The sequence below is a fragment of the Streptomyces sp. NPDC054847 genome, assembly GCF_053610925.1.
This window is the reverse complement of the sequence record NZ_JBSGZJ010000032.1, coordinates 21,186-32,397: the sequence shown is the minus strand read 5'-3', so window position 1 is coordinate 32,397 and position 11,212 is coordinate 21,186. Positions and strand designations below refer to the sequence as shown.

At 67.5% G+C, this 11,212-nt stretch carries 7 protein-coding genes and 1 pseudogene; 4 read left to right on the top strand and 4 right to left on the bottom strand.

Features of this window, described 5'->3' with window-relative positions:
• Positions 1-104 precede the first annotated feature (104 nt).
• Together ACWGH4_RS06525 and ACWGH4_RS06520 are read right to left on the bottom strand one after the other, a co-directional pair.
• Positions 105-1,544, bottom strand: a complete 1,440-nt coding sequence (locus ACWGH4_RS06525; protein ID WP_453456407.1) for an MFS transporter — start codon at positions 1,542-1,544, stop codon at positions 105-107.
• 228 nt (positions 1,545-1,772) lie between these two features.
• Complete coding sequence (locus tag ACWGH4_RS06520) at positions 1,773-3,650, bottom strand: DNA/RNA non-specific endonuclease (protein WP_453456404.1); 1,878 nt, start codon at positions 3,648-3,650, stop codon at positions 1,773-1,775.
• Positions 3,651-3,922: 272 nt separating this feature from the next.
• On the opposite strand from ACWGH4_RS06520, the gene ACWGH4_RS06515 reads away from it, so the two are divergent.
• Positions 3,923-4,795 (top strand): leishmanolysin-related zinc metalloendopeptidase, encoded by an 873-nt coding sequence (locus ACWGH4_RS06515; protein ID WP_453456400.1) that lies wholly within the window; start codon positions 3,923-3,925, stop codon positions 4,793-4,795.
• Positions 4,796-4,932: 137 nt separating this feature from the next.
• Here ACWGH4_RS06515 and ACWGH4_RS06510 read toward each other — a convergent pair whose 3' ends face one another.
• Entirely contained in the window at positions 4,933-5,730 is a 798-nt protein-coding gene (locus tag ACWGH4_RS06510) for a VOC family protein (RefSeq protein ID WP_453456397.1), read from the bottom strand.
• A gap of 484 nt (positions 5,731-6,214) precedes the next feature.
• Here ACWGH4_RS06510 and ACWGH4_RS06505 point away from each other — a divergent pair, with 484 nt between their 5' ends.
• Positions 6,215-6,922, top strand: a complete 708-nt coding sequence (locus ACWGH4_RS06505) for a hypothetical protein (RefSeq protein WP_453456394.1) — start codon at positions 6,215-6,217, stop codon at positions 6,920-6,922.
• A gap of 66 nt (positions 6,923-6,988) precedes the next feature.
• On the opposite strand, the gene ACWGH4_RS06500 is transcribed toward ACWGH4_RS06505, so the two are convergent.
• Positions 6,989-8,485, bottom strand: coding sequence for an alpha/beta fold hydrolase (locus ACWGH4_RS06500; RefSeq protein ID WP_453456391.1), 1,497 nt, complete (start codon positions 8,483-8,485; stop codon positions 6,989-6,991).
• 615 nt (positions 8,486-9,100) lie between these two features.
• Here ACWGH4_RS06500 and ACWGH4_RS06495 point away from each other — a divergent pair.
• Together ACWGH4_RS06495 and ACWGH4_RS06490 are read left to right on the top strand one after the other, a co-directional pair.
• A pseudogene (locus ACWGH4_RS06495) lies at positions 9,101-9,703 on the top strand (N-acetylmuramoyl-L-alanine amidase); the annotation flags it as partial.
• Between the two features lie 463 nt (positions 9,704-10,166).
• Complete coding sequence (locus tag ACWGH4_RS06490; RefSeq protein ID WP_453456388.1) at positions 10,167-11,114, top strand: hypothetical protein; 948 nt, start codon at positions 10,167-10,169, stop codon at positions 11,112-11,114.
• The last annotated feature ends 98 nt before the right edge of the window (positions 11,115-11,212 follow it).

The window sequence follows — 11,212 nt, the reverse complement described above, 5'->3', positions numbered from 1 at the left end:
GCTGTCGAACTCGCGGACAGGGGCCGCCCGATGTCTTCCTGAGACATCGGGCGGCCCCTGCGCATCGGACCCTGCCCACCCCCCGGTTTGCAGCAACCCGTCGGCTACACGCCGACCTGCTCACCGTCCGAGGCAGGAGCGGCCTTGTTCGGTGCGGCTGCGGACTTCTCGCCACGCATGACCAGGAGGGTGATGACGCCCCCGACCGCGGCGATCACGGCGGCACCGACGAACGCGGACGAGAAGCCGTCGGTGAGGGCGGGCAGGTTGCCCGGCTCACCGGCTCCCTGGGACATGGCGAGTGCGGTCAGCGCGGCCAGGCCGAGGGCGGAACCCACGTTGTAGGTCGTGTTGACGATGCCGGACGCCAGACCCGCCTGCTCCTGAGGTGCGCCGGACATGGCGGCCATCATGGCCGGGATGTAGGCGAGCGACATACCGAGCGCCGCGACGAGCGACGCGGGCAGAACGTCGATGAGGAACGTACCGGTCGGCTCCACGGCCGACAGCCAGAGCAGGCCGGCGGCGAGGACCAGCAGACCGCCGGCGATCAGCGGCCTGGCCCCGAACCTGCCCATCAGCCGGGCCGTGATGGCCGTCATGAAGATCATGAGGAGCACCGTCATGGGCAGCAGCGCGGCGCCGGAGGCGAAGGCTCCGTAGCCGAGGACCTGCTGGAGGTAGAGGTTGAGGAAGTACCACATCGGGATCCACGCGGCGCCGAGCAGCGTCATGGCCAGGTTGGCCGAGCCGAGGCGCGGCACACGCCAGACACCGAGCGGCATGAGCGGCTGACGCACCGACTTCTGGATCACGAAGAAGAGGATCAGCAGCGCCGCGGCGCCTGCCAGTTGCAGAACCGTGCCGGTCGAGGCCCAGCCGACCTCCGGCGCCCGGACGACGGCGAAGACGGTGAGCGCCAACCCTGCGGTGACGGCGACCGCGCCCAGTACGTCGACGGAACCGCGACGGCTCTCGACGGACGGCAGCAGCTTGGACGCGGCGAGGGTCGCCAGGCCGATCGGGACGTAGATGATGAACACCCACGGCCAGCTCAGCCACTCGGTGAACACTCCGCCGAGGAACACGCCGGCCGTTCCGCCCGCCGGCGCGGCGGCTCCGTAGAGGGCCATCGCCTTGCCGAGTTCCTTCGGGTTGTGCCCGAAGAGCGTCATCAGCAGCGTCATCGCGGCCGGCGCGATGAGCGCGCCGCCGACACCTTGGACCGCCCGGCCGACGACCTCGACCGCGGCTGTCTGGGCCGCCGCGGCGACGACGGAGCCGGCGATCATGACGACCCAGCCGGCGTTGAACACCTTGCGTGCGCCGAGCAGGTCGGAGAGACGTCCGCCGAGGAGCAACAGGCCGCCGAAGGCGATGACGTACGCGTTGAAGACCCACTGGAGCTCGCCCTGCGAGAAGCCGAGGTCCTTCTGCATCTCGGGGAGCGCGACCCCGATGATCGAGGTGTCCATGATGACCATGAACTGGGCGGCCGCGAGCACGCCGAGCGCCCACCACCGCCGCGGATTGACCGTTGACATGACCGTTTCTCCCTTGGCCCGCTATATACCCCTAGGGGGTACCTTCGAAGCGCACCGTAGCATACCCCCGGGGGGTACGCGAGAGACTTCACGACCTGTTCTCGGTCAGTAGAAGGACATGCGGGGGAGACAGCAGGCACCGCAAGCAGGGCGCGCACCGGGCGCCGGGCTGCGCGCCGGCGGGGACCCGTCGGCACCACCGGCGCAGGCCTCCAGGCCCGGCACGCCCTAGCTCCAGTCGATGTCGGACTGACGCTCCAGCGGGGTCCGGTCCTCCACGGACTCCGGGACCAGCAGCGTGTCCGCCGCGGTCATCGCGGTGGGGAAGCGCAGGTGGGTCCGCGTCCGGATCTCGGACAGCTTGACCTGGAAGACCCGGAACTCGTCCAGTTCGAGGGCTTCGGGCACCTCCAGGTTCTGCGTCAGCAGGAACGCCTTGCACTTGAGCTTGCCGCCTTCGGAGAAGACGAGCACCTTCCAGAACTCGCGCGGGAGCTTGACCCCCCGGAAGACCCGGTCGTCCTCGTGGAAGACCGGCCCGCCGAACACGCTGACCTTGAGCTCGTCGACACGGACGTCCTCGAAGACCGCGTCCTCGAGGTGGCCCCAGATGCCGTTCCGCCCGCTCTGGTTGAAGTCGTCCATCTGCGGAGTGATGTTGGTGTAGAAGAACGAGTCCTTGTTGGCCTTCTTCGCTTCGGGCAGCGCGCCCCACACCACATCGGCGCGGCGCGCGATGTGGCCGCGGTCGAGCCGGTTGTTGCGGCCCTTGTAGAGCTCGTTGCTGACCTGGGCGGCGGCCGGAAGGCGCGGGTCCTTGACGAAGTCGATGCCCTTCCGGTCGAGCTTCTTGAGGGTGCCGCCGTCGATGTTCCAGGCCACCCAGAAGGCGAAGCGCCGGGACGTGCTGAGGGCCAGTGAGAAGTGCGTGTAAGGGATCACCTCGGACCCGTTGATCCGGACGGCGTCCTCCTTGATCGATGCGTTGAGCTGCGGAGTTGCGATCGGTACCGCGAGGAAGCCCGGGTCGTACCCGGTCAGGGCCTCCAGCGATTCGGGGTCCGGCGGTGCGAGGGTGATCTTCAGTTCGTCGAAGACCGCCTGGGGGAGGCAGGCCAGAGCGCGGTCCTCGGGGTCCTCGTCCGCCTCGCCACCGAAGTGAAGACCCGCCATGACATCCGTGGGCCTTCCGGAACGGCCCGTGAACATCCAGACGGATCCGGAGTCGCCGGGCAGGCTGATCTCGTCGCCGTCCGCCGGCTGCCTGGGGTCGGGGCCGATCTCGAAGCATTCGATGTCGCGGACTCCGACCGACCCCCCGTAGTTGATGCTGACGATGGCGAAGGGCCTGCTCACGAGGCCGTGCGTGACCCCCGTGGTGCGGCCGCTCTTGACGACCTTGTCGTCGATCTGCGGTTCGCCCAGCTTCGTCGGCGTGACGTCGAGGTCGAGGATCTCCCTGGCGAAATCACGATCGGTGACCGTCGACACGGCGCAGTCGCCGACCCTGCCGAGGTGGGCGCGCTTGAGCCTGCCGAGACGGTTCATGGCGATGCGGCTGTCGTCCTTCTTGCCGGGTTGTACGACCACGTCGCCGAGTTCGCCCTTACGGCCGTTCAGCACGTGCCAGTTGCTCAGCAGGCACGGCGAGCCGTCGTTCCTGTCGAAGGCGACGCACCCGAAGGTGCCGGCGCTCACCTTGACGTTGCCGACGCTCACGCCGGGGCGGACCGGATCGACGCGCTTCTGTCGCTGCGGCGTCTCGCCCTCGGCCACCACGAGGAAGTGCGGCTTGTAGGAGCGCTGGACGACATCGGTCGGCACGGTGACGCCGTCACCGATGTCGATGGTCGCGGGGATCTCGGAGGTCTTCAATTCGTCCAGCCCCTCCGGCCGGACCTTTTTGTCGACCGTGAACTGAAGGGCCAGTTCCTTGCCCCGTTTCCCGTTCTTTTCCTTGTACCCGATACCGATCGAGGACACATTCGGGTCGCGGAGGAAGCCCGATCCCCGGCTACGGATGAACTGCTTGAGGTCGCTGATCAGCTTGTTCTGACCGCTTGGGGAGGGGCCGGGATCAGCGGACGCACGCTTCTTGGCAGCCATGGAAGGCTCCCTTCACGCATGGAGTTCAGGCGTGAGAAGCCCGACCGAAGTCATGGGGACCCAGCGGTGGTTGAACCCGAAGCGAACGGCCCGGGCTTCCCGCTCTGTCGTGCACCTTCCAGGATACGGCAGGGCCCGAACATGTAATGCCGTGCACTGCACGGAAAACAGACGAATATTCAACGACATTTGATTGCATCGCCTACAACTCTGAACAAGTTTAACGTTGTTCAGGGGGCGAAAGACGGCTACAAGCGATGGGAGCAGCAGCCATGGGCAGGCAGATCAATGACGCCTTCGAAACCTACAGAGCAGTCGCTGACATCGGCCGCGCCGAGGAGCTCGCAGCGACCACGTCTCCGTTCCAGATCGAGGTGCGGTTCCTCGGAGGGCTGACAGGCAGCCAGAAAAGCGTGTTCGCCGAGGCCGCGGACCGTTGGGCGCGCGTCATCGTAGGAGACCTGGAGACCGCGATCATCAACGATCTCACCGGCAGGGTCGTGATCGACGATCTCCTGATCGACGCCGAAGGCGTGCCGATCGACGGTGTCAACAACGTCCCCAACATCCTCGGGCAGGCCGGCCCTACGCGGTTCCGCAGGGACGACGCCGCCAGCGGAGCGGGACTTCCCGTGAAGGGGCGCATGATGTTCGACAGCGCCGACCTGGCGCAGATGGAAGCGGAGGGCTCACTCCTCGACGTCATTACGCACGAGATGGGACACGTACTGGGAATCGGCACCGTCTGGAAGGACTTCGGCGTCCTGAAGGACTTCCCCGGCGACGACCCGACCTTCGTCGGACCGGGCGCCATGAAGGAGTTCGGCACACTCACCGGAGAAGGGCCCACCCCCGTGCCCGTCGCCAATGTCGGCGGCGCCGGAAGCGCGGGAGGCCACTGGCGCGAGAGCGTCTTCGACAACGAGCTCATGTCGCCGAACATCGACGGCAACGACAACCCGTTGAGCCGGCTGACGGTGGCGAGCCTGAGCGACCTCGGATACACGGTCGATCTCGACGCGGCACAGGACTACGAGCTGCCGGATCTTCTCGGGATCGCACGCTCCGGCCGCGTACCGACCTCGGTGCCGGAGCACATGGTGCTGCCGACCATCCCGACCCGTGTCCCTGCGGAAAGGCCCTGACGGACCCGGCCCGGCCGGCGTGCGTCGTGCACTTCGGGCGGCTCACTCACAGCGAGACGGACACCGTGCCGATCGATGAGTCGGAGCAAACCGGGCCGGTCGGCGCACAGCAGCCGCCGGCCCGGGTCTTCCGGCGGTCAGCTCTCGCTCGGGGTCAGCACGACGAAGTCCGCGTTCGACGGGTCGAGGCAGACCGCCAGGCGGCCGACACCCTCCGCGTCCTCCGGCCCCATCTGCACGCTGCCGCCCTTCTCGTTGACCTGCGCGACCGCGGCATCGCAGTCGGCCACCGCGAACACGGGGTGCCAGTACGGCTTCCCGTCGGCCAGAGCGAGGTCCTCCTTGCGGAGCTGCATGAGGCCGCCGTGCATACGCTCCTCCGGCTGCCCGGCGGGAGTGATGAGGGAGTACGTGCCCCCGCCGCCCGGCAGGTCCATGTCGCTGAACTGCCAGCCGAAGATCCGGCCGTAGAAGTCCTTCGCAGCCGCGACGTCGCTCGTGTACAGCTCGGTCCAGGACAGCGAACCCGGCTGGTCCACAAGGTCGACGCCCTTGTTCTGCCCCGGCTGCCAGACGGCGAACTGGCCCCCCAGCGGGTCGCTGTACTGCGCCATCCTGCCCCACTCGTCGAGGTCCCTCGGCGCCACCCGTACCGTGCCGCCCGCGCTCTCCACGGCCTGGGTCGTGGCATCCGCGTCGGCGACGCAGTAGTAGATCATCCAGGCGGGACGCGCGCCCCCCTCCGTGAGCTTGCCGAGGCCGGCGACGATCTTGCCCTCCTTCCGGAACATCCCGCCTTCCATGTCCTCCCCCTCCCCCATGGACTCGTACTCCCACCCCAGCACCGCGCCGTAGAAGGCCGCGGCGGCCGGGACGTCTGGGGCACCGAGGTCCAGCCAACAGGGGGAGCCGGGGACGAAATCAGTGGTGAGCACGACGATTCCCTTTCGCAGATCAGGTCTCGTCCCAGACTGACACCCGGCACCGACACTCGCCCGTCGGCTTGGCCGTCACGTCCCTCCACCAGATCCGTGAATGCACCAGATCCGTGAATGTCCTCCGCCCGGCCCTTGCGATGCCCGGGGGCGGCGGCAGGCGGCGCGCCGAGCCGTGGTGGGGTCCAGCGTCCGACCGTGGCGGCCCGGGCGCTGTCGGCACACGACAGCAGCGCAACTGCAGCCCGACCAAGATGGTTTCACGCGCTGCGATTGCCTAATCTCCTTGTGACCTCTTGGGCACGGCGACGCAAAGGACACGGGGATGAGCGGAAACGGGGGCGGTGCCGGGGCGCCCTGGAACCCGTACGGCGGAGGGCGACCGCCGGGACCGGGCGGGCCACCCCTGCCGCCGCCGGGCCCTTGGCCTCCTGCCCCGGCGCCTCGGCGCCTGTCCTTCGGGCGTCTCTTCAACCCGATCGCCGTGGGGCGCGCGGTGTTCACGCCGTCCCGGCCCGACCGTGTGCACGACCCGATGGTGAAGAAGGTCCAGGTCGTCCGGACGGTCGTCGGCCTGGTCGCCATCACGTGGATGCTGCTGTCCTACGGGCTGGCCTCGGACGCCGACGCCGTGGTGGACGACCGCTTCGGCCAGATCCGTACGACCCTCATCGTGCTGGCGGTGACCTTCCCGGTCTCCGTCGCCGCTTTCATCGCGGCGGCCCGCCCGCCCAACCGGCGTCTGTTCCTGCGCCGCGTGGGCAAGCCCGCCGGGGCGCTGCTCGCGCTGGTCGTCACACTCGCCGTGCCGAGACTGATCACGGGGCTGGGCTACGTGACCGAGGACACGAACTGGACGGCATCCGCAGGGCGGGTGGTGCTTCTGTTCGCCCTGGGCGCGTTCCTGCTGTGGCTCGCCCCGTTCGGTCTCTACGGCATCGCGCAGTCGCTCGTGCACGTCTTCCGGACAGCGGACCTCCACGAGACGGTTCCGCCGCTGCTCGCGACGCTGCTCGTGTGGGAGGTCGCTCTCTTCGACCTGTTCCGCGGCGCCTACGACAGCGTGCCGTTCTGGGTGCGGATGGCCTTCACCCTGGGAGCACCACTGTCCGTCACCCTCGTGGCGATGTGGGAACTGCGGCGGCTGCGCACACGGCACGGCATCACCCTGCGCGGAGCGCTGCTTCGCTGAACCGTCACGACGAAGGAGGTCCTTGGGGGCGGGCGCTCGAGTCCGCCGTCCGGCCGCCCGCCGCCGTCACGTCCAGGGCGTGACGGTCAGCCGGATGCGAGCCTGCTCGCCGAGGATCGGCTGCGCGGAGGCGGGCAGCGGAATGTTCGCCACCCAGGTCCCCTCGCTTGTGTCCTCGTCCTGGAGTGAAGCGCCGCTGGGCTCATGGCTCCTGATGGTGCCGCGGATGAGCGAGTTCCAAGCGGCCCATGTGCCCTCACCGATGTCGACCACAAGGGTGTCGTCGAAGTCGGCGGTCTGCTCGAGGTGGTCGCTGAAGCTCAGCAACCCGCGCCTTTCACGCAGCGACAGGACGCGCAGCTGGAGCGCGTAGCGCATGGTCGTGTCGCTGCCTTGCGGCCGCAGGCCGCTGCACAGGAACACGGAGGTCAGCGGAACGTCCGCCAGGGCGCCCGACGAAGGCAGTTGAACCGGGCACCAGTGCTCGGCCGTCTGCTCGTGCATGACGATCGGCAGACCCCGTACGGACAGCCGGACCTCGGCCTGCCAGGTGGTCCCTTCGACCGACGGAAGCCGGCAGTCGGCGAGCGTGGCCTCGACCTTGCGGTCACCGAAGAGGAACCGCCGCAGGTTCTGGTAACCCTCCTCCGAGTTCACGAGGCCGTAGCGGCCGCTGTGGCTGCGGTGCACGAACGCCCTGTGTGCGCCGGGGACATAGGCGTTCTCGATCTGCACCAACCCGTCGCTGTGCGCGCCGACGACGGCGGCGGAGAGGCCGAAGGCGACGTCGTAGTCCTTCGGATTGGTGCCGACCAGGCAGAAGATGCGAGAGCGAGGAAATGCTCTCGGGTGCGTACTGTCGCGCTCGGGCATGTCCCGGGCGCGCCAGTCCGGTGGGCGTCCCTGCGGATCGTGGTCCGATGTCGGGGTCAGGTACTCGTACATGCGCTCCGGCCCGAACACCTCGGCACCGTTGAGACCCGTCGCGTCACGCACCCTCTCGAAGAGGCCGAACCCGGCGTCGAAGGTGATGCCTCCGTGCGGTGATCCGTACGTGAAGACTTTGGCCACGCAGTCGGCCGGGTCACGGCCGGCGTCGGGGAGCATCTTCTGCAGGAGGCAGCGGCAGATGAGCCCGCCCATGGAGTGGGCGACCAGGTGGACGTGCGTCGCCCCCGACTTCTCGCGAAGCTTGTCGATCAACTTCAGAAGGTCCGCGGCGGCACCCTCGATCCGGAACTTCTTCGGCTCCGCGCCCCACGTAGTGGCGGAGACATCGTAGAAACGCAGAATCCAGATCGAATTGGAGGGGACGCTTTCATGGGTGTCCAGATAGGCGTCCTGGCCGCCCTCCACCAGAATCCTGTAATCCTCGTCGAGGATGAGCCGCAGCAGCGGGCTTTCGAACTGGTGGAAGCTGGGCACGTTTCCCGCTCCCACTCGGACATGGGTGGAGCCCTCGTTGAAGCCGTAGAACGGGTCCTTGACGGTTTTGTCTATCCCTTCTGTGTCGCCGGCGAATCCCCGGACGTACACGATCGGGAGCCTGGTCGTGTCGGGCATGGGAACCTCGCTGTCCCCGGGCGGCGTCCGCTTCCCGGACACCGCCCGTCTCGCTCCGCGCCGCCGACCGGTCTATGAGGGTGCTGCGGTGCGCCACGCCCGGCCGGGATGTGCGGCGGCCGGCCGCCCCCGGTGCGGGCGCTCGGCTGATGTGACCTTGTCCAGTGGATGAGCCGTGGACGAAGTCACGGAAATACCCCGCCCGTCGGGGCCCGGTCCCTCACCGCTTCCCGCGCCGGGACGGCGATATCGCCTTCAGTTTAGGCGCGATCACGGGGGTCTACTACCGGAGTTCCGCGGATGGAACGCCGCGATTATCGGTTCGCATTCAACGAACCGCGCATGAATGGCTTCGCATTCAACGAGCCGGACCGATTGAAGAGTGAATGGAGGCTGTCGGTCGTCAGGGCACCGGTCTACAGTGGGAATCGAGCTGGTCCGCACGACTTCAGATGTCTGACGACACCTCGAAGTTCGTCACCCTGCCGAAGGTGACCGGTCGCGCCGTTCCGAATTCCGCGGCCCCCGGCCATCGGTCGGCCGCCCTGTACGTCGGGACTTCCCGGCTCCTCGGACTCGAAGCAGGAGCCGGTTCGAATTCTCGCAAGGAGAATCATGGCCACCCCACTCTCACCCGACCGGTTGCTTGCCGCGCTGCGCGCCGAAGGACTCACCGTTGTCGAACACCGGTCATGGCGAACCCACAACCGCAACCACAAGGGCCCCTGGGGCCCGCTGCACGGCGTGATGATCCACCACACGGTCACCTCCGGCACCAAGACCAGCGTGGAGCTGTGCTACAACGGGCACTCCTCGCTGCCCGGGCCGCTGTGCCACGGAGTCATCGCGAAGGACGGCACCGTACACATGGTCGGCAACGGTCGTGCCAACCACGCCGGGAAGGGCGATCCCGACGTCCTGCAGGCGGTGATCGACGAGGTCGCACTGCCTCCGGACAACCAGGCCAAGGCCGACGGGAACGCTCACTTCTACGGCTTCGAGTGCGTGAACCTCGGTGACGGCCAGGACCCGTGGCCGCAGGCGCAGGTGGAGGCGATCGAGAAGGCGGCCGCCGCCATTTGCCGGGCGTTCGGCTGGAGCGAGCGCAGTGTGATCGGCCACCTGGAATGGCAGCCGGGGAAGGTCGATCCGCGGGGGATCGAGATGGCGGCGGTGCGCCGGCGTATCGCCGACCGCCTGGGCGTGGCGGCAGCCGGCACCCGGTGAACTCGCGGGAACCTGTGCTTGGCGAACACATGGCGGTCGATCTCGTCGTCCTCCGGATGCAGCGAGGTGAACGGGGGCTGGAAGGCCCGGTGTCCCCGCGGGGCGAGTTCGAGATGTGCCTTGACGTTGTCCCGGTCCGCGGCGACGAGGTCCGCCGACGCCGTCTGTCCGTCCCGGTCCGCCTGCAATTCGGCGCCTGATTCCTCCGCACCGCACGGTCCGCTGCATGAGTTGCTCACCAAACCCGCAGGGGTTCACTGAAGTTGAGGTATCCGCCGAGGAGGACGGACCCATGATGGGTGGCAGAGGCGGTACAGACCCCGACGTTACGGTCAAGGGATCCTCCTGGTATCAGCGTGCGAATGCTCACGTGGCACATCTCCAAGGGCAGCTGAACAAGTTCGAAGAACGACGGAAGTCCGGGGGGAAGGTGTCCGCCGAGGATGCCAGGACCGTGGCAACAGCGAATGCCCACCTTGATGCCGCTCGGAATACATTGCGGGACTGCTCCTGGTGGCAGCGTCTTCTGGGCGCATCGGCGGACAGGGCTCTCGCGAATGTGCACGAAGCAGAAGTGGCTCTGCTCAGGATTGCCCCGGAAGCCGAGCTGCACGACAAAGGCCTGTATGCCCTCTCGCACGCCAAGCTGCACCTCATGCATGACGACGTACTTCTGCAGCAGCTCAGCGCCGCGTTGCACAGCCCTGAACGAAAAATATTCGGCCTCAGCCGGGCGCCAAAATCACTGGGTTCGAACGACAGGGAATTGGCGGCCCTCACGCTGCACGCCGCCTACCAGGCGGAAGAAGCAGAAAGAGCACGAGTCCGGAGCTTCACCCAGATAGTCGTCATGGCCGCTGGAGCTCTCTGGCTGATAGCCGTGGCCCTGGGCATATGGGGCATCTTCGCCCCGGACGTTGCCGAGCGAGTGTGCTTCACGAACACGGAGGGGACGCCGGGCGGGGGAGGCGCGACCAAGGTCTGTCCCTTGGGAGAGACACCGAAGGCAGCAAGCATCTTCTTTCTCGAATTCATCGGACTGTTCGCGGCAGCCGTAGCGGGGGCCGTGTCCCTGAAGGGAGTCAGAGGCACTTCTGGGCCGTACCACGTGGCGACAGGGCTGATAATCCTCCGGCTCCCCGTCGGGGCGCTGACGGCGGTGGCGGGGATACTCCTGATGAGTGGCGAGTTCCTTCCCGGCCTGACCAACCTCGATACGTCGACCCAGGTATGTGCGTGGGCCTTCGCCTTCGGAGTCCTGCAAGAGTCCGTCACGCGCGCAGTCGACCGGCAGGGCCAGCATCTGATCGACAACGTCAAGGCACCCGGCAGTAATGTCGGGGATGCCGAAAAGGAAAAGGAGGAAAAACGCGCACGAGCCCAAGGACCGGCCAATAGATAGGTGCAGCGGAACCGGACGGGTAGGGCTTCGCTACTTGCACCGCTCGCCCGGCGGCCGGAAACTGAAGATGACAGGCTTCCTTGGGAGCAGGGTGGCGG

Excerpts from the sequence above, each read along its gene's own strand:
- ACWGH4_RS06525 (WP_453456407.1), bottom strand. The coding sequence starts at position 1,544 with ATGTCAACGGTCAATCCGCGGCGGTGGTGGGCGCTCGGCGTGCTCGCG.
- ACWGH4_RS06520 (WP_453456404.1), bottom strand. The coding sequence starts at position 3,650 with ATGGCTGCCAAGAAGCGTGCGTCCGCTGATCCCGGCCCCTCCCCAAGC.
- ACWGH4_RS06500 (WP_453456391.1), bottom strand. The coding sequence starts at position 8,485 with ATGCCCGACACGACCAGGCTCCCGATCGTGTACGTCCGGGGATTCGCC.
- ACWGH4_RS06515 (WP_453456400.1), top strand. The coding sequence starts at position 3,923 with ATGGGCAGGCAGATCAATGACGCCTTCGAAACCTACAGAGCAGTCGCT.